The following is a 20,273-nucleotide window of genomic DNA, read 5'->3' as shown; positions in this document are numbered from 1 at the left end:
CCCGCGCTCCCCGCCCCCAAAAACTGAGCGCATGACACAGATCGCACTCATCACCGGAGCCAACAAGGGCATCGGCTACGAGACCGCTCGCCTGCTCGTCGCCCGCGGCTTCACCGTCCTCGTGGCCGCGCGGGACGAGGGCCGGGGCCGCGCGGCGGCGGACGCGCTCGGAGCGACGTTCGTGCCGCTGGACGTGACCGACGATGCCTCGATCGAGAAGGCCGCCGCCCGAGTGGCCGCCGAGCACGCGCACCTCGACCTGCTCGTCAACAACGCGGGGCTGATCGGGGACCACCACGGAAGCCCGAGCACGACGCCCCGGGCCGCGCTCCGGCAGGTGTTCGAGACGAACGTCTTCGGCGTCGTCGCCGTGACCAACGCGTTCCTGCCGCTGCTGCGCGCGTCGGACGGCGCCCGGATCGTGAACGTCTCCAGCGAGGTCGGGTCGATCACCGCGGTGACCGACCCGGCGAGCCCGCTGGCCGCGCTGGTCGGAATCCCGTACCCGGCGTCGAAGACCGCGTTGAACATGGTGACCGCGATGTACGCCAAGGAACTGCCGTTCCCGGTGCTGGCCGCCAACCCGGGCTACTGCGCGACCGACCTCAACGGTCACGCCGGCTACCGGACCGCCGAGCAGGGCGCGTCGGTCGTGGTGGCGCTGGCCACGGGCGAGACCGACGCCGAGACCGGCCGGGTCTGGGGTGACCGATCGCTCCTGGGCGGGGACGCCGACGGGATCATCCCCTGGTGATCAGCGCCTTCAAATCGTCTGCCACCTGCCGGACGTGCCGGTCCAGGCCGACGCCGGTCGAATCGTCTACCCAGCGCTGAAAGCCGACGTGGAAGATCGCCGCGCCGAACTCCGCGGCCAGCACCGCGTCGGCATCCGGGACGCCCCGGGCGCGGAGGGCGTCGGCGTTGGCCGCCTTGAGCGCGGACAGCTTGAGCAGCTCGCGCTCCAACAGGCTGGTGTTGGACGCGATCGCGGCGGCGCGGCGGCGGGCGAACTCGTGACGCTCGGCGAAGAACGGGCCGACCGACTCGAACGCCCTGGTGACGACCTCGATCAGGTCGAGCCCGTCCGGCGCCGCCGCGATGGCCTGGGTCACGCCGTCCTGCAGCGCCGACGACCCCTGGAACAGCACCTCGCGCTTGTCGGCGAAATGCCGGAAGAACGTCCGCTCGGTGACGCCGGCCCGCTCGGCCAGGCCGGCCACCGTCGTCTGCTCGAAGCCCTCTTCGGTGAAGGCGTCGAGTGCCGCCATCAACAGCCGTTCCCGGACCCCGGGTTCCCATCGCGCCACGGACCCATTCTAGTGATGGCAGTCCCTGACATCAGGGTGTAGCGTCGATGTCAGCCACTGACATCGCTAGGAGAGAGTCATGCGCGTTTTTGTCACCGGTGCGTCCGGCTGGATCGCCTCCGGCGTCGTCCCCGAGCTGATCAAGGCCGGCCACCAGGTCGTCGGCCTGGCCCGGACGGACGAGGGGGCCGCCAAGGTCGAAGCGATGGGCGCGGAGGCCGTCCGCGGCAACCTCGACGACCTCGACAGCCTGCGGAAGGTCGCCGAGACCGCCGACGGCGTCGTCCACCTGGCCTTCAACCACGACGACTTCGCCGCCGCCGGATCGACCGAGCGGGCCGCGGTCGAGATGTTCGGCGACGTGCTCGCGGGCACCGACAAGCCGTTCCTGTTCGCCTCCGGGGTGGCGTTCATCAAGCCCGGCCAGGTGCTCACCGAGGAGGACGCGACCCCGTTCTCCGGCCCCCAGGCGCCGCGCGGAGGCGGCGAGCAGCTCGCGCTGAGCTACGCCGACCGGGGCATCCGTTCGGTGTCGCTACGGTTCGCGCCCACCGTGCACGGCGTCGGCGACCACGGCTTCATCGCCTACCTCGTCCAGGCGGCCCGGCAGCAGGGCGCGGCGGGATACGTCGGCGACGGCGCCAACCACTGGGCCGCGGTGCACCGCGACGACGCGGCCACGGCCGTCGCGCTGGCGCTGGAGAAGTCGGCGCCCGGCAGCATCGTCCACGCGATCGCCGAGGAAGGCGTCCCCACCCGGGAGATCGCCGAGGCGATCGGCCGCCAGCTGGGCGTGCCGACCGAGTCGATCACCGCCGAGGAGGCCCAGACCCGGCTCGGGTTCATCGGCATGGTCTACAGCGGCGACATCCTCGCCTCGAACACGCTCACCCGGGAGCGGCTCGGCTGGGAGCCCACGCACGCCACGCTGCTGGAGGACCTCAACGCCGGGGCGTACACGGCCTGACGAACGCGTCGAGCTCGAGGTTCTTGCGCAGTGAGCTGAAGCCGGGCGGGGTCGTCTTCCGGCAGGGTTCGTCGGAGTACTCGACGTGGAACACCGCCTTGCCGGCGTCGACGAAAGGCTTCAGCTCGGAACACTCGTCATAGGCGAGGCACTCCTCGTTGACCGCGAACTGGAAGTCGTTCACCAGGTCGGGCACCTGCTCCAGGTCGTTCTTGAGCCCGATCGAGAGCCCACGCGAGTGGGCGAGCGCGGCGATCCGGCGGTTGTAGGTCAACTGGTCGGCCGAAGTCAGCGGAAAACCGCTGTCGTTCGCGAACCCGTCGACGTTGTCGGGCTCGATCGCGTCGAAGCCCTTGGTCCGGCACATGTCGAACCGCGCCGACATGATCGGTTCCAAGGACTCCCAGCGCCGGACGTCGAGCCAGCGCTCGCCCGGCCAGCCGTCCAGGCCCTTTCCGAGCACCGCGGCCGGGAACTTCCGGTAGTCCGACCGGAAGTCCTCGGCCGCGCCGACGTTGACGTAGCAGATGACCTTCCGGCCGGCCGCGTGCAGCGACGCCACGACGTCGGCGCCGTTCGTGAACCCGTCGATGTCGTAGACCGCGACGTCGACCGACCGGTCGACGGTCCCGGACAGCTGCCACTGCCAGGTGGTCCCGGGCGCAGGCGTCCAGTACTTCCCCGAGGAGACCGGCGAGACCGACGAGACCGGCGAGGGCGGAGCAGACGGTTCCGGCTCCGAGCAGCCGGCCACGACCAGCAGGGCGACCAGCACGGTCGCCCACCACCGGCCTACGACAGCCCCAGCGGCGCGGCGGCGATGTCGGTCAGCGCGGTCGGATGCGGTCCGGTGCCTCCGTGCAGCGTGTGCGTGATCAGCGAACGGGAGGCGCGAAGCGCCACCCGCGCCGCCACCACCCGCTGCGACTCGGGCAGCGACTCGATGTCCGCGACCTTCGCGAACCCGATCACCCGGCGAGCCACCTCGGCCCCCGCGTACGTCACCGCGTCCTCCCAGACCTGCGTCAGATACGACGACAGGAACGCGTCCCCGAACACCCGCGGATCGAACCGCGACCCCCACCGCTCCCGGTACGCCGCCTCGAACGCGTTCCAGGTGATCCGCCCGAGTCCGAGCAACTGCATCGCCCGGGGCGACTGACCCATCGCCACCGCCCGCGCGGCCGCCAGCACGTAGTTCCCCCAGAGCATCCCCAGGTCGAACCCGAGCGGCCCGTAGAACCCGAACTCCGAGTCGAACACCCGCACCGACGGCGCGGAACCGAAGCGCACGAACACCGACCCGGTGTGCAGGTCCCCGTGCAGCAACGACTCGGCCCGGGTCATGAACGCCAGCTTGGCCAGCCCGGCCGCGTGCAGCACGTCCTCGTCGGAGGCCAGCGCCTCGACGTCGGGCACGTTCAAGTCGTGCACCACGTTGTGGTCGTGCGACACGAACGGCTCGGTCAGCACCAGATCCTCGGTGATCTCGCACAGCTCCGGGTTGATCGCCCGCGCCACCGCCTGCTTGTGCGCCGCCGACCCCACGCCGAGCACCGAGGTTCCGAACCCCACCGCCCCGATGTACTCCCCGAGAGCGGCCGCGGCCACCGCGTCGTCCTCCGACGGGGAGGAGCCCCGGGTGTTCAGCACCGTCCGCCAGACCCGGTGATCGGACAGGTCCTCCAACGCCAGCACGTACTGCGTCTCGTCGTAATGAAGCAGTGAAGGCACGTGCGCCGGAGAAAGAGCCTGGTGCGACGCCAGTACGTACGCCTCCCGCGACGACCGCTCCCTGGTCATCGGCCAGTTCGGGTCGGTCCGCACGTACGGCAGCGACTGCTTCAGCACCAGCGAGCCCGCCGAGCCCCGCACGATGAACACCAGGTTGAGGTTCCCGTCCCCGACCTCCCGGACGTCGGTCACGTCCCCGACCCGAGCGGCCAGGTCCCCGACGGAGGCCACGTACGCCGGTACCGACGAGACGTCCAGCAGGTCACTCATCAAGCACCCCTACGTCGGCTGGCCGGGCAGCGTGGCCCGGCGGGTGGACAGCGTGTAGCTGAACAGCAGCGCGACGAGCAGCACCGCGCCCTTCGCGACATCCTGCACGTAATACGGCAGGCCCATCATGCTGAATCCGACAACCATCGTGGTGATCAGGATCGCGCCCAGCACGGTTCCCCAGGCGTTCGGCACGTTCCGCCCCAGCACCGAGGTGCCTACCAGCGCCACGGCCACGGCGTCGAGCAGCAGCGAGTTGCCCGCCGACACGTCGCCCTGGCCGATCCGGGCGGCCAGCAGCAGACCGGCCACCGAGGCCAGCACGCCCGCGGCCACGTAGGCCGCACTCCGGTAGAGCCCCACCCGCACCCCGGCCAGCCGCGAGGCCTCGGGGTTCGCGCCGACCGCGTACAGCAGCCGGCCCCAGCGCGTCTTCTCCAGCAGGAACCAGACCAGCACCGAGATCACGATCAGCAGGATCGCCGGGAACGGCACCGGCCCGATCTTCCCCTGGGCCAGGTAGAGGAACCCGTCGGTGAACTTGCCCGGCGCGGTCGAGCCGTCGTCGAGCGTCATCCGCGAGGAGATCGACTTTCCGTCGACCAGCACCAGCTTCAGGCCCTGGATCGCGAACATCGTGGTCAGCGTGGCCAGCAGGTCGGGTATGCGGGCCCAGACGATCAGCGCCGCGTTGATCAGGCCGACCAACGCCCCGGCGACCAGCGCGACCCCGATCGCGACCCCGCCGACCTGGTTGCCGATCACCATCGTCCAGGCCGACAGCGACACCGCGAACCCGGCCACGCTGCCCACCGACAGGTCCAGCCCGCCGACCGTCATCGCGATCGTCACGCCGAGCCCGGCGATGCCGACCGGGGCCGCGTAGACCAGCAGCCCCCACAGGTTGGACGACGTCCGGAAGTTCGGCTGGCTGATCAGGAAGTAGCCGATGAGGATCACGGTGACCGCGACGAACCCGTAGCGGACGATCGCCTCCCGGACCGGCAGGGCCCGGGCCGCGAACGAGGTGGCAGGCAGTGATTCGGTGGCCATCTATGCTCCGGAAAAGGCGCGCACGACGTCGTCGCGGCTCACCTCGGTGATAGGGGAGTCGAGGGTCAGCGCGCCCTCGACGAGAACAAGAATCCGGTCGGCGATCTCGAAGACCTCGTCCACGTCGGCCGACAGCACCACGACCGCCCCGCCGGCGCCGGCCACCGCGCGGACCTGGTCGCCGATGTCCCGGCGCGCCCCGAGGTCCACCCCGCGGAACGGCTCGTCCAGCAGCAGCAGCCGGGCCTGCTCGACCAGCCAGCGCCCGACCACGACCTTCTGCTGGTTGCCGCCGGAGAGCTCGTTGAGCTCGGTCCGCGGTCCGCGGGCGACGATGCCGAGCTTCTCGATGACGGTCGACGCGCGGTCCCGCTCGCTCCCGCCGTTGAGCACGCCCACCCGGCTGGAGACCTTGGTGATGAACGGCAGGCTCAGCGTCCGCTGGATCGACCACCCGGGCAGCAGCGCCTGGTCCGCGCGGTCCTCCGGCACGAGGTAGATCCCGTTCCGGATCGCCTCGCCCGGCGTCCGCGGCGGCCGGGCCAGCCCGTCGAACTCGGCCGTCCCGGCCGTCCAGCCGGCCGACCCGAACAGGCCGTGCGCCAGCTCAGACTTCCCGGCCCCGATCAAACCGACGATGCCGGTGACCTCGCCGTTGTAGATCTGCAGGTCCAGCGGTGGTGACTCGTCGAGAAGTTTTACGCGACGCAAGCGAACCACCGCCGGACGGTCGCCGTCCGGGGCCTTCCGCTCCGGGGCCGGCGTCTCGGGGGTGTCGTGCTCGAGCACGGTGGCCTTGAGGCCCTCGGCGCTGGCCCCGAGCATCGCGGGCAGAATCACCGGCCAGCTCAGCGGCTTGGCGACGTCGGCCGTGACCCGCCCGTCGCGGAGCACCACGGCCCGGTCGGCGATCGCGTCGACCTCACCCAGCCGGTGGCTCACCAGCACGACGGCCAACCCGTCGGCGCGCAACTGCCGGACGACCCCGAACAGCCGATCGGCCTCCGCCGACGACAGCGCCGACGTCGGCTCGTCGAGGATCAGCAGCCGCGGCCGCTGCAGCAGCGTGCGGGCGACGACCAGCAGCTGAGCGTCGGAAATACCCAGCGTGGCGACGTCCCGGCGCAGGACGGCGTCCGACCAACCGAGGTCGAGGACCTCGACCGCGCGCCGGGCGACGGACATGACCTCCCGCCGACGGAGGAGCCAGGAGGCTCCGCCCCCGGCGAGCTCGTCGAAGGCGAGGTTCTCGGCGACCGTGAGGCCGGGGACGATTCCTTCGCGGACGCGCTGGTGAACGGTGGCGATCCCGAGCGCGCGGGCCGCGGTGGGGGAGGAGAGCCGGGCCGGCTCGCCCCCGATCAGCACCTCGCCGGTGTGATCGGGGTGCGCGCCGGCCAGGATCTTGATCAGCGTCGACTTCCCGGCGCCGTTGGCGCCGAGCAGAGCGACGACCTCGCCGCTCGAGATCTCCAGGTCGACGCCCTTGAGGACGACGTTCGGCCCGAAGGATTTACCGACGCCGCGCACCGAGACGACAGCCTCGGTACGCGGTTCGGCAGTTAACGGCGGAGTCATGTTTTTCCAGGTTAGGCGGCGTTCGGGAGCCAGTCTGCCACCGAGGTCGTGTCGAGCTTCAGCTTGGGCTCGGCCTTGACCACGTCACCGACGGTCGTGATCTTCTGGTCCTGGAGCACCTTCTGCGTGATCAGCACGCCGGGGAACTGCACCGAGGCCTCGTTGAACTGACCGGCCAGCTTCAGCGCGATCGTGCGGACGACCGCCGCGCCGATCTGACCCGGGTCGGTGGCCGCGGTGGCGACCCACGGGCTGCCGCTCTCGGTCATGACCTGGAGGTCGGCGTTCGAGATGTCGATGCCGTAGACCTTGACCTTGTCTTGCAGGTTGTTCTGCTTGACGGCCTGGACGACGCCCTTGGTGATCTCGTCGTACGGCGCGAAGATCGCCTTGACGTCCGGGTGCTGCTTGAGCGCCGCGTCCACCAGCGGGATGTTGTCGGTCGCGGTCGACTCGGTGACCTTGCCGGTGAAGAACACCTGCTGGAGTTTGTTGTCGGCGACGACTTTCTTCCAGACCGCGCCGCGCCGGTCGAGCGGGGCGAAGCCGGTGGCCGAGACCAGGCCGACCTTCTGACCCTGGCCGATGTCCTTGATCATCTGGCCGAGGACCTGCTCGGCCAGGCTCTCGTCGGACTGGCTGGTGGCGATGTACCCGGTGACGTCGGCGGGCAGCGCGACGTCGTACACGATCGTCGGGATGCCGGCCGCGACGGCCTTCTTCACCAGCGGGGCGATCGTGTCGGTCTGACCGTGGTCGACGATGATCGCCGCGGGCTTGGCGTCGATCGCCTGCTGCAGGTCGGAGGCCTGCTTGGCGTTGTCGTTCCGCGCGTCGGTGATCGTCAGCTTGATGTTCGCCGCGGTCGCCTGCTTCTGCGCGCCTTGACCCCAGGCCTCGAAGTAGTCCCCGGCCCCGCTCTGCCGAACGAGAGCTACCGTGACAGGGGAAGCGTCGAACGGCTTCGGGCGGGGCGCACTGGCGGTCGGCCCGGTGGACGGCGAGGACGATGCGTCACTCTCCGTCGAGTCGCTCTGCGAGCAGGAAGCGACGGCGAGCAGCGCAGCAACAGCGCTGGTCGCGAACAGCATGGTCCGACGGGAGCGTCGGATGTGGTTCGTGATTGGCACGCTGACGAGTATGAACGTCAACTAGGAATTACTCCTACCGCTGAGATAGGAATCTCAGCATGCGGTACTCAGCAACCCGGAGGTTGTCATGACATTACTGACTGTTTGGGTCGACGATGCCCCGGGCGAGCCGACGCTGCGGACCGAGGAGCCGGCCGAGATCGCGGCCGTGCTGAAGGAACACGGCGTCCGGTACGAGCAGTGGCCGCTCCGGGATCTTCCGGATGATTCGACCAACGAGGAGATCCTGGCCGCATATCAGGACCGGATCGATGCCGTCTCGAAGCAGGAGGGCTACGTGATGGTCGACGTGGTCCAGATGCGGCCCAGCGACGACCCCTCGTGGCCGTCGCAGGTGCAGGCGGCCCGGGCGAAGTTCCTCAACGAGCACACCCACGACGACGACGAGGACCGCTTCTTCGCGTCCGGCTCGGGCGTGTTCTACCTGCACGTCGGCGGCAAGGTGCACGCGGTGTTCTGCGAGGACGGCGATTTGCTGTCCGTGCCGGGCGGCACGACGCACTGGTTCGACATGGGGACGAACCCGCAGTACAAGTCCGTGCGCTTCTTCCACGACGACGACGGCTGGGTAGGCAACTTCACCGGCTCGACGATCTCGCAGAACTTCCCGACGTACGACGAACTCGCCGCCACCCGCTGAGCTCCCTGCGACGCGAATTGACGCCTTTCCGGGGTTACCGAGCCGCTCAGAACCCCGGAAAGGCGCCAATCCGGGTTCGGTGTTTGTCAGGTTGAGCAGGACATCACGTTCGTCGGATCTCGCGGCGGTCAGAACCCCCGTGATCGGCAGTCCGGCGGGGGTGGCGACCAGGTGCAGACGCGGGAACCAGAACCAGCGGGGATGCGATGCGCAGGAGCCGTACTGGGCGTATTCGGCCAACGCGCAGGAGCGAACGGTTTCGCGGGAGGCACCACCCCCGACCGGGGTGGGGTCGGCCAGCCACACGTCGTCGTGCCAGAACGTGGTGTCGCCGGGCTGGCGGGGCAGGGAGGCGAACGTGCCGGGCAGGCGGCCGTTGATCAGGCGCAGCCAGCGGCGTTCGGAGCTGACCTGCAGCAAAAGCCTGGGCCGTCGCGGCGGTCAGCAGCTCGGCGTCGGTGAACGCCGGCGGTCGGGCTAGCTGTAGCCGCTTGGGGTGGGGAACGATCCGCGGAGCAGGTGGTCGCCTACCTCGATTGCCTTGTGGGACACCGGGTCGTGGAGGGTGAGCGTGCGGACGTCTCGCCAGAAGCGGTCGAGGCCGGTGCCGGTCTTGGTCGCCCGGGCGCCGGTCAGCTCGAAGACCCCGTTCGTCGCAGCCAGCGCGGCCTGCGTGGTGACGACCTTCACCGCCGACAGCTCGACCGATACCTCTCCCCGCTCGGCATGGGTGAGCTCCCACCCACGGGAAGCCGCCGCCACCCAGGCCGCCGCCGCGCGGTCGGTGAGCGCCCGAGCGGCGCGCACCTGCGACTCCAGCTCCCCGTAGCGAACTCGCACCAGCGGGTCGTCGGCCGCCTCGGAGACCCCTGATGTCGCCCAGGCCCGCGACTTCGTCCGGGTGTACTCGGCGCCGAACCGCAGCGCGCCCTCGGCGGTCGCCACCGCCAGCAACCCCAGCAGCACCTGGAACCCGAGGGCCGAGAGGCTCGGGTAGGCCGGAGCGTCCGGGTCGGTCTGCTCGCCCGGCCCGAGGATGTCGTCCTCGGACAGGAACGCGTCCTCGAACGCGATCGACCCGGACGCCGACGCCCGCTGGCCGAGCGAGTCCCAGTCCTCGCCGTGCACGACGCCGTCGGTGCGGGTCGGCAGCGCGAACCCGTACTTCTGCCCGGTCTCGACGTCGGTGCCGGACGCGATCACCCGGTCCGACACCTCGGCGCCGGTCGCGAAGAACTTCTTGCCGCGGACCAGGTAACCGCCGTCGGTGCGGGTCAGCTCGAGGCCGGCGTCCCGCGGGTTGCCCGCGCCACCCCAGAGCCAGTTGTTCGCCGCGGTGCCGGCCGCGAGCCGCTCGATCACCTCGGTGCGCCGGCCCAGGTTCGTCCGCCAGCTGTGCAGGTAGTGGTACCCGAGCACGTGGCCGATCGACGTGTCGATCCGGGCGACCCGGGCGACGACCTCGAACGCGGTCAGCCAGCTCCCGCCGGGCCCGCCGACAGCGGACGGGACCAGCAGCGGCAGCAGCCCCGAGCTCCGGATGAGCTCGACCTCCTTGTGCGGCGCCGCCCCGGCCCGGTCCCGGGCGACCACGTCGGTCGCGAGCTGGGTGGCGACGTCCTCGGCGACCGCCACCCAGCGGTCGTGGGCAGCGGAGTGGGGGGCGTCGGTCGAGGTATCGCGCATGGCCGAAGTATCACTCAGCGCAGGTGGGCGTAGCTTTCCGGGTTCGCGTCCAGGAACTGCGCGAACGTGCGGGCCGGGTGCCCGGTGATCTGCGGCACAGCGTCGGTGACCGCGCTCAACTCGCCCTCGGCGATGGCCTGGTACGAGGTGACCCACCCGGCCACCTCGAACTCCGGCGCGTCGTACACCGCCCGCGAGGCGTAAGCCTCCTCGAGCGTCTCCGGCTGGTAGACGACCGGCCGTTCCACCCGCCGATCGAGCTCGGCGGCCGCCTCGGCCAGCGAGATCGCCGAAGGTCCGGTGAGCCCGTAGGACTGCCCGTCGTGGGCTGACGGGTCGAGCAGCACGGTGGCGGCGACCTCGGCCACGTCGTCGGGGTCGACCGCGCTCACCCGGCCGTCGCCGCCGGGGCCGCGCAGCACCCCGTCCGGCCCGACCAGCGCGGGCAGCATCGACGCGTAGAACGAGTCGCGCAGGAACGTGAACGCGAGCCCGGTGCCCTGGATGTGCTGCTCCGTGTGCCAATGGTCGCGGCCGAACGTGAACGTGCACTCCGGGGCCGCACCCAGGAACGAGAGGTAGACGATCCGCTGCACGCCGGCTTCGGCTGCGGCGTCCACCACGCTCCGGTGTTCGTCGAGACGGTCCGCCGACTCACGTCCGCTGACGAGGAAGAGCGAGGAGACGCCGTCGAGAGCGTTCCGCACGGCGGCGGAGTCGGCGTAGCCGGCGCCGAGCGAGGTGAAGTCCGGGACCCGCGACCCGGCGCGGGCGAGCAGCCGGACCGGCGCACCGGCCGCGGAGAGACGGGCGGCCACCCGACCGCCGACCTGTCCGGAAACGCCAGTAATGCCGATCAGATCACTCATTCGGACCACCCTAGATCGATCAATACACCACAATGAGTAGCTCGCCCACGACCCTGAGGAGTCACGGTGGAGGACGCGCGCACCCTACTGGAGGACTACGTCCGGTCCGGCAAGGTGATCCAGTTGGCGACGCTGGACGCGACCGGGGCGCCGGTGGTGTGCAACCTCTGGTTCGCGAGCGAGTTCGGGCCGGACCGGATCTGGTTCATGTCCCGGCCCAACCGCGAGCACTGCGTGAACCTCCGGTCAGACCCTCGAGTGGCCGGCGCGATCCTCGCGATCGAGCTCGAAGGCATCGAGCAGGACGTCCGCGGGGTGACGTTCAGCGGGCAGGCGCGCGAGCTGCCGACCACCGGCATCGACGAGCAGATCGCGGGCTACACGAGCCGCTGGCCGGACGCGATCGACCCGGTGGCGATGGCCGCCGACCCCGACGGCCACCACCTGTACGAGATCACGGTCTCGCGCTGGGTGCTCTTCGACGAGCAGTACTACCCGGATCAGCCGCGCCAGCCCGTGCCCGCCCAGCGCTCTTAGCGGGTCGCCTCGGCCAGCAGCTTGCGCACGGTCTCGGCGTCGCCCGGGACGGGGTTGTCCAGCGAGCCGTTCGCGTAGGCCGCGCCGTACGCGGGCGTGTCGGGCTGGTAGCGCCACCCCTCGGCCAGCGGCCCGGCGTCCACGGTGTCGTAGCCGATCGCGTCCAGGAATGCGGTGACCTGCGCCTTCGCGTCGGCGTCGTCGCCGGCGATCGCCAGAGCGGAGCGGTCCGGCGCGCCGGACGGCCGCGGGAGGTCGCGGAGCGCGCCCCAGAAGATGTTGTTGAACAGCTTCACGACGTGCGACGTCGGCAGGTGCTGCTGGAGCAACTCGCTGCTCGTCGTGGAGCCGTCGTCGAGCGCGGCGACCTGGCCGTCGCGCTGCGGGTAGTAGTTGTTCGTGTCGATGACGGTCTTGCCGGCCAGCGGCTCGACCGGCGCGGCCTGGTAGGCCTTGAGCGGCACCGAGACGACGACGAGGTCGCCGGCCTCGGCCGCCTCGGCCGCGGTCGCCGCGCGCGCCTTCGGGCCGATTTCGTCGACCAGGTCTTTCAGTGTTTCCGGCCCGCGCGAGTTGCTGAGCACCACGTCGTAGCCGGCCGCTACCGCGAGCCGGGCGACGGTGCCGCCGATGTGTCCGCTGCCGATGAATCCCACAGTCGTCATGTACGGCGGCAACTCGGTAGGTGCGGTAGACATTCCCGGCTCAACCGACTCGGCGGAGCCAGCACTGGGAGCCGCTGCTGTCGTCCTCGAGCAGGAGCCGGGCGGTCGTGAGCTCCTTGATCGTCCAGGTGTCGGTGCCGAGGCCGGCGCGGATGTCGAGCTTCGGGCCGCGGCGGTGGTAGGCCAGCGAGTACGTGCTCACGTTGTTCGGGTTGCGGGGCGACTGCACCTGGCGGACCGCGATCGACCCGCCGGAATTGAAGGTGAACTCGCGCTGGGTGATCCCGGTGTCCTCGACCATCACCGCGAGGCCCCACGGGACCTGACAGCCGGTGAAGTCGACGGGCTGCCAGGTGTTGCCGGTCAACGCGGGCTCGGGGCCGCCCTGATCAGGCGCGATGGCCTCGGCGGCGAGGCCCGCCTCGGGCGCGTCGGGTGCTCCGGCCGCCTCGGGCGTGGATTCGCACCCGGCCAGCATCACGGCCGTCCCGACGATGAGCGCTGCGAGTCTGGTGGACGCCATAAACCGCATTATTAGGGTGATAGGTAGCAATTCATCTCGGACGCGCCGGGTCCCGCCGAGCGCCTAGGGTGAGGCCCGTGAGGGCGTTCCGGCGGTTCGCGGTCGTTCCGGCGGCCTACGTGGTGCTGCGCCGGGACGACGGGCGGATCCTGCTGCAGCGCCGGCAGAACACCGGCTATCTCGACGGGCACTGGGCCGTCGGCGCGGCCGGACACGTCGAAGCTGGTGAGTCGGTCCTGGACGCGGCCCGTCGCGAGGCCCAGGAGGAGCTCGGCATCGCGGTCGACGACCTGCGCCCGATCACGGTCATGCACCGGACCGTGGGCACCGCCCGCATCGACCAGCGCGTCGACTTCTTCTTCGAGTGCCGCCGCTGGACCGGCGAGCCCGAGCGGCGCGAACCCGACCGCGCGGCCGAGCTGCGCTGGGTCTCGCCCGACGAACTGCCGACGCCGGTCGTGCCCCACGAGCGGTGGGTGCTGGAGAACTGGCGGGACGGCGATATTCCGGCCGTCACGACGTTCGGATTCAGTACGGTGAGGCGTGCCTGACGCATCGTCACCGACCAGGTTGCACAGCCTGGAGTTCCACGGCCCGCTGTCGGCCGCTCGTGCCAACCGTCTGGTGGTACGGCTCGCCGCGGCCAAGCCCGCGACCGTCCTCGACATCGGCTGCGGCTGGGGTGAGCTGCTGCTCCGGCTCGTGGACGCCGTCCCGGGCGCGCACGGCGTCGGCGTCGATCTGAACCGGGAAGACCTGGCCCGGGGGCGGAGCACCGCGGCCTGGCGCGGGCTGGCCGACCGGGTGCAGTTCGTCGAGGAGTCGGGCATCGGCACCCGGCGCGGGCCGGCCGACGTCGTCCTGTGCGTCGGGTCGGGGCACGCGCTGACCGACGCGGCCCCGCCCGACCACCTGATCGGCGCGCTCCGCGAGCTGCGCCGGCTGGTCAACCCGGGCGGCCGCGTGCTGTACGCCGAGGGCTTCTGGGAGCGCCCGCCGACCGTCCTCGAACTCTCCCGGATGTGGCCCGACGCCGCCGCCCACGACCACTGCGACCTCGCGCGGCTGACCGATCTCGCGGTGGAGGCCGGATTCCGTCCGCTCTGGGTCGAGACCGCCGGGCCGGACGAGTGGGAGCAGTTCGAGTCCGGCTTCCAGGCCGACGTCGAGGAGTGGTTGGCCGCGAATCCCCAGCACCCGCGGGCGGCGGAACTCCGGCACAACGCCGACAGCCACCGGGCGAGCTGGCTGCGCGGCTACCGGGGCATCCTCAACATGGCCTACCTGACTTTGATACCTGTTTCCTAAGGGCCTTCGCCCTCGCCGTCCGGCGGACCGTCTCCCATCGCGGGCTCCTCGGTAAGCGTACGAAGTGGACGCTCCCGAGCCTGCGATCCGCCGCTCCCGACCTCTATTCCAGATGTGGGTCAGTCAGCGATGGGCCGGACAATTACCGGTCAAACCCAGCGCAGGCCGTAGCCGAGGCCGGGCGTCAGCGCCTCGAAGCGGGCGGTGGCCTCGCCGGCCCGGTCGGGCTCGACCCGCGTCAGCGCGCCCGGCGGATCGTCCAGGCTCCGCGGAGGCACGCCCCGCAGCAGGTACGTCGTCGGCGTCGGAATCGGGAAGCGGACGCGCAGCGCGAACCGGTCGCAGCGGCTCAGCGGCGTCAGCGCGTAGTGCGGCGCCATCCGCTGGCCGGGCGCGAGCCGGTACCGGAACCCCACCCGGTGGGCGTCGTCCGGCCCGACCGTGCGCGGTAACGCGATCTCGGACCGGAAGTGGCTGGTGCTCGGCCGCTCGCTGCTCAGCAGCAACCCGCCGTAGAGGACGTCGACGAACAGGTCGGGCGGCTCCCCGTCGGGCTGCCGGGGAACGCTGATCGCCACCCGGATGACGTCGATCGGGGCGCCGGTGGCGGCGATCGTCCGCTCCTCGAACACCTCGGGGTCGTCCCGGTCGAGCATCACCAGCGAGCGGACCGAGTGGTTGTACCAGCCGGTGCCGCTGGGGTCGGCGGTCTCGGCCGGCGGGGTCGCCGAGCCGGTCACCGCCTCCGCGAGCAGGGCCAGGGCCTCGTCCAGCCGACGCCGGACCGTGCGTTGCTCGCGTCCGAGATCGGTCGCCAGCCAGTCGAGGCGCTCGCCCAGGAAGCGGGCGTCGGCCGGGGGATGCAGCCCCAGCCCGACGGCGGCGGCCAGCCGCAGGTCGCCGGGGAGCCGCCGGACGTGATCGCGCAGCCAGTCGACGATCGCGGAGCGATCGCCGGCGTCGCTGACCAGCGCCGCCACCCGGGGGCCGACGCGCTGGGCGAGGTCAGGGGCCAGGACGCCGCGGCCACGGCAGAGCCGGCGCAGCTCCTGGCGCAGCTCTTCCCGCTCGTCCACGGCACCTCCTGCCGCTCGCCACTGTCTAGACGGGACGGTCTGATCGCGACAACGGTAACCGCCGACCTGCAGCAGAGCGCGAATCCTCCCAATCACCGCCTAAGATGATCGCCTAAATCACGGGCTCGTCGTCGGGGTGGGGGATGGCGCACCTTTCCGAGGAACTTCGTCGCACGATCAGCGCGCGGTGGTACTCGTCGGTGCTCTCCGAACGGCAGAGCGTCACCGGCCAGACCAGGACGCGGTACTACCGGGCGTTGTCGACCCATCTCGATCACCTCGAACCTTTTGACGACTCCACCGCGCAGTGGAGCGAGGCGCGAATCGACCGGGCCGACCTGGCCACGCTGGCCGGCGCCAAGGCCACCTCGACGCTCTACTCTCTGTTCGGCCAGCGGGCCCGCTCCCTGGCCGCGCACTACGCCGGCAGCCCGTACGTCGCCCGCAGGCACCCCGGCCCGGTCGACGCCCTGATCTTCGAAGCCAAGGCCGTGAGCTTCTGGCCGTGCCGGGAGGCCTGGGCGTCCACGCTCGGGGCGCTGAGCCGGGACGATCGGCAGTTCGCGGCCGAGACGCTGGTCCGGGTGCTCGCCGAATGGGCGTCGGCCAACCGCCCGCTGGCCGCCGTGCGACGCTCGGCCCCACCGGTCTGCGCGGTGGAGGACCTGCGGCTGGTCAGCCCGGGCGACCCGCCGGTCGGGGCGGTCGTCGCGCTGCTCACCCGGGTGGTCGAGCTGGCCCACAGCCCGCGCGGGCTGTCCCCGCTGGGGACGCTCGACGCGGTCCACGACGAGCTGATGACGCTCGGCTTCGTCCGCGGCGAGCCGCTGGAGACGCTGCTCACCGAGGTGTCCGAGGGGCTGGCCGCGGTCGAGTACCTGGTGCCGCAGCTCTCCACCGCGGACCGCGAGAACCTGGCCGACCACCTGGTCCCACAGCTGCGGGACGTCCTCCTGCTGCTGCGGGGCGAGAAATGACGGCCGCGGCCGCCGACGAGTCCCCGGAGGGCGATGTGGTCGCCGTTCTACGAGCCCGCCTGCAGGTCGTCCTGCACCACACCGACGAGGTGGGCGACGCGGCCCCGGTCCGGACGCTGCACCAGGAGTCGGTCGCGCTGCTCGGGCCCGAGCACGAGGTCTCGCTGTTCGTCGAGTGCGCGCTGGAGGAGGCGCTGTCCCGGCACCGACCGCCGGAGGAGTCCCGAGTCGCCTGGCGCGGGCTGCTCCGGCGGGCCGAGCGGGCGCTGTCCTGGGACGACACGACGCTGATGAGCGTCCGGGCCTTTGCCGCGCAGTACGAGCGGCGGGGCGGGGATGCCGCCGATCTGGGCCGGTACGAAGCCGAGTGGAACCAGCGGCGGCGTGCGCTCGGCGGCGACGACTACCGCACCCGCATCGCCCGGGCCAACTACGCGTTCGCGCTGCTCGAACGTCGGCAAGGGACGGATCTGGCGGACGCTCGGCAGCTTCTCGACGAGGAGGTCGCGCACCGCGCGCGTCACTACGGCGAGAACGCCCCGTTCACCTGGAACGCCCGGGGGCTGTTGGCGGTGGCGCTGATCCGGGCCGGCGAGGCGGCGGCGGTGGAGCTGGCCGAGGGGTTGGTCCGGGTGCGCCGGGCCCGGTACGGGCGGTTCTCGGCGCCGGCCGTGCGCGCGCAGGTGCTGCACGTGCAGGCGCTGCTGGCCGCGGGCCGTCCGGTCGAGGCGGCGACCGAGCTGCGGTACCTGCGCACGGCCGTCAACCGCCGCCGAGCGGCGCTCGACGAGAGCGTGGTGTCGCTGGTGGACGATCTGTCTAGCCAGGGGCGCCCTGCTCCGGAGGGGTAGTGGAGCAGGACGCCGCCAGCTGGTCCGTCGATCCCGCGCTGCCCCGTGCCGGCGCGGAACCCCGGGCTTTCTCCACCTTCTCTGACCGATCCAGCGGAAATCTTGCGCAAATCTTGTGTGATGTATGGGCAGGGTTCGGTGCAAGACGGCGCAGGAGGAGATAGATGCCGCAGTTCCGGCTGCTCGGCCCGTTGGAGATGACCGTCGACGGTCGTCCGATGGACCTCGGGCCGGTGAAGCGTCGGACGGTGCTCGCCGCGCTGCTGGTCGACGTCGGTCGACCGGTGCCGGTGGAGGCGCTGATCGACCGGGTCTGGGGTGACGACCCGCCGGCCAAGGCCCGCGAGGTCCTCTACGCCCACATCGCCCGGATCCGACGGCTGCTGGCCGACTCCGCGGTGGTCGAGCGCCGTTCCGGCGGCTACGCGTTGCTGGTCGACCGCGACGTGATCGACCTGCACCGGTTCCGGTCCCTGGTGGCCGACGCCCGGTCCGACGACTGCCCGGACGCCCGCCGGGCGGCCCTGCTCGGCGAGGCGCTCGATCTCTGGCAGTCGACGCCGCTGGCCGACGTCCCCGGGATCTGGGCCACGGCCGTCCGCGAGGGGCTCGAGCAGCAGCGGCGCAGTGCGGTCGCGCTCTGGGCCCGCACCGAGAGCGCGCTCGGGCACGCGAGCGCGGTCGTCGACCGGCTCCAGGAGCTCGTGGCGGCCGAGCCGCTGGCCGAGCCGCTGTTGGTCGAGCTCGTCCGGGCGTTGCACCTGGCCGGCCGCACGGCCGAGGCGCTCGACACGTACGCGCGGGCGCGGGCCCGGCTGATCGAGGAGCTGGGGGTCGACCCGGGCCCGGAGCTGCGGGCGGCGCACGAGGCCGTGCTCCGGGGCGTCCCGGAGCCGGAACCCCTCCGGAGACCCGTGCCCGCTCAGCTGCCGGCCGACGTTCCGGCCTTCACCGGCCGCGCCTCCGCGCTCGCCGAACTCTCCGCGAGCCTCGTCGACGGCTCGGGCGCCGTCGTGGTGTCCGCGGTGTCGGGCACCGCGGGCGTCGGGAAGACCGCGCTCGCGATCCGCTGGGCGCACGAGGTCCGCGACCGCTTCCCCGACGGTCAGCTCTACCTCGACCTCCGTGGCTACGGCACCGAGCCTCCGGTGACCCCGTCGGCCGCCCTCGCGGGCTTCCTCACCGCGCTCGGCGTCTCCGCCCGAGACCTTCCTCTGGACGTCGACGAGCGCGCCGCCCGCTACCGCACCGAACTGTCCGGGCGGCGGCTGCTCGTGGTGCTCGACAATGCGTCGTCGGTGGAGCAGGTCCGGCCGCTGTTACCGGGCTCGCCGACCTGCGCCACGCTCGTCACCAGCCGGGACACGCTGGCCGGGCTGGTCGCCGTGCACGGCGCGCACCGGCTGATCCTCGACCTGCTGGATCCGGCCGAGGCCGTCTCGCTGCTGCGCTCGCTGATCGGCCCGCGGGTCGACGCCGAACCGGAGGCCGCGCGTGCCCTGGCCGAACAGTGCGGACGCCTCCCGCTCGCGCTGCGCGTCGCCGCCGAACTCGCCGGTGGACGTCCGGACAGCACGCTCGCCGACCTGGTCGCGGAACTGGAGGACCACCGGGCCCGCCTGGACCTGCTCGACGCGGGCGGTGACCCGCGGGCCGACGTCCGCGCGGTGTTCAGCTGGTCCTACCAGCGCCTGCCGGGGCCGGCCGCGCGGATGTTCCGGCGCCTGGGACTGCACCCCGGTCCGGAGTTCGACGCCCACGCGGCCGCCGCGCTCGCGTCCGAGAGCCTGGCCGACGCCCGGCAGGCGCTGACCGTCCTGAGCCGGGCGCACCTGATCCGCGGGGCCGCGAGCCTGCACGACCTGCTGCGGGCCTACGCGCTGGCCCAGTCGGACGCCGAGGACCCGCCGGCCGCCCGCGACGCCGCCCGGGCCCGGCTCTTCGCGTACTACCTGGCCGCGGCCGGCGCCGCGATGGACGTCCTGTACCCGGCCGAGCGACACCGGCGCCCCCCGGTGGAGCCGATCAGCTCCCCGCTGCCGACGTTCCCCACCCCGGAGGACGCGCGGGCCTGGCTCGACCGGCACCGTCCGGCCTTTCTCGCGGTGTGCGAGTACACGGCGTCGCGCGGGCCGGGCTCAGTGGCGTCGGCATTGGCGTCGACGCTCTACGTGTACCTGGACAACGGGGGGCACTCGGCGGACGCGCTGACCGTCCACACGCTCGCGTTGACGGCCGCGGAGCGGACCGGAGACCGGGCCGGGGTCGCGGCCGCGCTCTCCCACCTCGGGGTCGTGTACTGGCAGATCGGGAGGTATCCGGAGGGGATGGAGCACCTGACCCGGGCGCTCGCGGTCTTCCGGGAGCTGGGGGACCGCACCGGGGAGGCGAGGGCCGTGGGGAACCTCGGCGTGATCAGCCAGCAGATCGGCCGCTACGACGACGCCGAGCGTTACCACCGAGCCGCGCTGGCGCTGTTCGGCGAGCTCGGCGATCGGGTCGGGGAGGCCAACACGCAGACCAACCTCGGCGACATCCTCATGCGGGTGGGCCGGAACGAGCAGGCGATCGGCATGCTCCGGGAGGCGCTGGAGCGCTTCCGCGAGCTGGGTCACCAAGGCGGTGAGGCGACCGCGCTGACGAACCTGGGCGAGGTTCACCTGAGCCTGGATCGGCCGGCCGAGGCCGCGGAGTACCTCCGCGAGGCGGTCAGGCTGTTCGCCACGATCGGCGAGCGGTACGGCCAGACGTGCGCGCTCAACGGGTTGGGGGAGGCGGAAGTGGGCCGAGGGTGCGCCAGCACGGGCGCGGTGATGTTCACCGAGGCGCTGGCGCTGGCGACGACGATCGGGGAGCGGGCGGAGCAGGCTCGGGCGTGCGTGGGGCTGGCGCGTGCGGAGCCGGAGTCTGCCCGGGGGCGGTTGCGGGAGGCTTTGGCTTTGTACGTGGAGCTGGGGTCGGCGGAGGCCGAGACGGTCCGCAAGGAACTGGAGTCCTTTTCGGCCAGGTGAGCTGGGACGTGGTGGCCGCGGGGGTTTTGGCGGTGGCCGCCGGTCCTCAGCCGTGGCGGCCGCCGTGCGG

At 71.8% G+C, this 20,273-nt stretch carries 20 protein-coding genes; 9 read left to right on the top strand and 11 right to left on the bottom strand.

Annotated elements, in window-relative coordinates; genetic code table 11:
- Nucleotides 1-31 precede the first annotated feature (31 nt).
- On the top strand, nucleotides 32-754 hold the full coding sequence (locus FL583_RS07885) for an SDR family NAD(P)-dependent oxidoreductase (protein ID WP_142703830.1): 723 nt from the start codon (nucleotides 32-34) through the stop codon (nucleotides 752-754).
- On the opposite strand, the gene FL583_RS07880 is transcribed toward FL583_RS07885, so the two are convergent.
- Nucleotides 741-1,307 carry a TetR/AcrR family transcriptional regulator gene (locus FL583_RS07880; RefSeq protein WP_142703829.1) on the bottom strand — a complete coding sequence of 189 codons (567 nt, stop codon included), beginning with the start codon at nucleotides 1,305-1,307 and terminating at the stop codon, nucleotides 741-743. The genes FL583_RS07885 and FL583_RS07880 overlap by 14 nt on opposite strands.
- 79 nt (nucleotides 1,308-1,386) lie before the next feature.
- Here FL583_RS07880 and FL583_RS07875 point away from each other — a divergent pair, with 79 nt between their 5' ends.
- Complete coding sequence (locus FL583_RS07875) at nucleotides 1,387-2,274, top strand: SDR family oxidoreductase (protein ID WP_142703827.1); 888 nt, start codon at nucleotides 1,387-1,389, stop codon at nucleotides 2,272-2,274.
- On the opposite strand, the gene FL583_RS07870 is transcribed toward FL583_RS07875, so the two are convergent.
- From FL583_RS07870 to FL583_RS07850, 5 genes are read right to left on the bottom strand one after another with little or no spacing between them, the layout of a single operon-like run.
- Nucleotides 2,249-3,049 carry an endo alpha-1,4 polygalactosaminidase gene (locus FL583_RS07870; RefSeq protein ID WP_142703825.1) on the bottom strand — a complete coding sequence of 267 codons (801 nt, stop codon included), beginning with the start codon at nucleotides 3,047-3,049 and terminating at the stop codon, nucleotides 2,249-2,251. The two genes, FL583_RS07875 and FL583_RS07870, sit on opposite strands and share 26 nt — an antisense overlap.
- 17 nt (nucleotides 3,050-3,066) lie before the next feature.
- Complete coding sequence (mtnK, locus tag FL583_RS07865) at nucleotides 3,067-4,278, bottom strand: S-methyl-5-thioribose kinase (protein WP_142703824.1); 1,212 nt, start codon at nucleotides 4,276-4,278, stop codon at nucleotides 3,067-3,069.
- 9 nt (nucleotides 4,279-4,287) lie between these two features.
- Complete coding sequence (locus tag FL583_RS07860; RefSeq protein WP_142703822.1) at nucleotides 4,288-5,331, bottom strand: ABC transporter permease; 1,044 nt, start codon at nucleotides 5,329-5,331, stop codon at nucleotides 4,288-4,290.
- The gene (locus FL583_RS07855; RefSeq protein WP_142703820.1) at nucleotides 5,332-6,909 is read right to left on the bottom strand and encodes a sugar ABC transporter ATP-binding protein; all 1,578 of its coding nucleotides are present in this window, start codon (nucleotides 6,907-6,909) and stop codon (nucleotides 5,332-5,334) included. It lies immediately after the preceding gene.
- Between the two features lie 11 nt (nucleotides 6,910-6,920).
- On the bottom strand, nucleotides 6,921-8,039 hold the full coding sequence (locus FL583_RS07850) for a substrate-binding domain-containing protein (protein WP_205751926.1): 1,119 nt from the start codon (nucleotides 8,037-8,039) through the stop codon (nucleotides 6,921-6,923).
- A gap of 88 nt (nucleotides 8,040-8,127) precedes the next feature.
- Here FL583_RS07850 and FL583_RS07845 point away from each other — a divergent pair, with 88 nt between their 5' ends.
- Nucleotides 8,128-8,700, top strand: a complete 573-nt coding sequence (locus FL583_RS07845) for a 1,2-dihydroxy-3-keto-5-methylthiopentene dioxygenase (protein ID WP_142703818.1) — start codon at nucleotides 8,128-8,130, stop codon at nucleotides 8,698-8,700.
- A gap of 477 nt (nucleotides 8,701-9,177) precedes the next feature.
- Here the strand turns inward: FL583_RS07845 and FL583_RS07840 are convergent, their stop codons facing one another.
- The gene (locus FL583_RS07840) at nucleotides 9,178-10,386 is read right to left on the bottom strand and encodes an acyl-CoA dehydrogenase family protein (RefSeq protein WP_142703816.1); all 1,209 of its coding nucleotides are present in this window, start codon (nucleotides 10,384-10,386) and stop codon (nucleotides 9,178-9,180) included.
- Between the two features lie 14 nt (nucleotides 10,387-10,400).
- Complete coding sequence (locus tag FL583_RS07835; RefSeq protein WP_142703815.1) at nucleotides 10,401-11,255, bottom strand: SDR family oxidoreductase; 855 nt, start codon at nucleotides 11,253-11,255, stop codon at nucleotides 10,401-10,403.
- Between the two features lie 66 nt (nucleotides 11,256-11,321).
- On the opposite strand from FL583_RS07835, the gene FL583_RS07830 reads away from it, so the two are divergent.
- Entirely contained in the window at nucleotides 11,322-11,792 is a 471-nt protein-coding gene (locus FL583_RS07830) for a pyridoxamine 5'-phosphate oxidase family protein (RefSeq protein ID WP_142703813.1), read from the top strand.
- On the opposite strand, the gene FL583_RS07825 is transcribed toward FL583_RS07830, so the two are convergent.
- A complete protein-coding gene (locus FL583_RS07825; RefSeq protein WP_142703811.1) occupies nucleotides 11,789-12,457 on the bottom strand; it encodes an NADPH-dependent F420 reductase in 669 nt (222 codons plus the stop codon). The two genes, FL583_RS07830 and FL583_RS07825, sit on opposite strands and share 4 nt — an antisense overlap.
- Before the next feature lie 40 nt (nucleotides 12,458-12,497).
- A complete protein-coding gene (locus FL583_RS07820) occupies nucleotides 12,498-12,980 on the bottom strand; it encodes a hypothetical protein (protein WP_142703810.1) in 483 nt (160 codons plus the stop codon).
- A 77-nt stretch (nucleotides 12,981-13,057) separates the two neighbouring features.
- On the opposite strand from FL583_RS07820, the gene FL583_RS07815 reads away from it, so the two are divergent.
- On the top strand, nucleotides 13,058-13,531 hold the full coding sequence (locus FL583_RS07815; RefSeq protein ID WP_142703808.1) for an NUDIX hydrolase: 474 nt from the start codon (nucleotides 13,058-13,060) through the stop codon (nucleotides 13,529-13,531).
- Complete coding sequence (locus FL583_RS07810) at nucleotides 13,524-14,288, top strand: SAM-dependent methyltransferase (RefSeq protein WP_142703806.1); 765 nt, start codon at nucleotides 13,524-13,526, stop codon at nucleotides 14,286-14,288. The genes FL583_RS07815 and FL583_RS07810 overlap by 8 nt, the downstream gene beginning before the upstream one ends.
- Before the next feature lie 149 nt (nucleotides 14,289-14,437).
- Here the strand turns inward: FL583_RS07810 and FL583_RS07805 are convergent, their stop codons facing one another.
- The gene (locus FL583_RS07805; RefSeq protein ID WP_142703804.1) at nucleotides 14,438-15,364 is read right to left on the bottom strand and encodes a hypothetical protein; all 927 of its coding nucleotides are present in this window, start codon (nucleotides 15,362-15,364) and stop codon (nucleotides 14,438-14,440) included.
- A gap of 143 nt (nucleotides 15,365-15,507) precedes the next feature.
- Between FL583_RS07805 and FL583_RS07800 the strand changes: the two genes are divergently transcribed.
- From FL583_RS07800 to FL583_RS07790, 3 genes are all read left to right on the top strand, one after another.
- Nucleotides 15,508-16,341, top strand: coding sequence for a hypothetical protein (locus FL583_RS07800; RefSeq protein WP_142703803.1), 834 nt, complete (start codon nucleotides 15,508-15,510; stop codon nucleotides 16,339-16,341).
- Nucleotides 16,338-17,192, top strand: a complete 855-nt coding sequence (locus FL583_RS07795) for a hypothetical protein (RefSeq protein ID WP_142703801.1) — start codon at nucleotides 16,338-16,340, stop codon at nucleotides 17,190-17,192. The genes FL583_RS07800 and FL583_RS07795 overlap by 4 nt, the downstream gene beginning before the upstream one ends.
- Before the next feature lie 164 nt (nucleotides 17,193-17,356).
- Nucleotides 17,357-20,203, top strand: a complete 2,847-nt coding sequence (locus FL583_RS07790; RefSeq protein ID WP_205751925.1) for an AfsR/SARP family transcriptional regulator — start codon at nucleotides 17,357-17,359, stop codon at nucleotides 20,201-20,203.
- The last annotated feature ends 70 nt before the right edge of the window (nucleotides 20,204-20,273 follow it).

Source organism: Cryptosporangium phraense, from assembly GCF_006912135.1.
GTDB lineage: Bacteria > Actinomycetota > Actinomycetes > Mycobacteriales > Cryptosporangiaceae > Cryptosporangium > Cryptosporangium phraense.
Note: the sequence above shows the minus strand (reverse complement) of the source record. Positions and strands in the feature narration are given on the sequence as shown.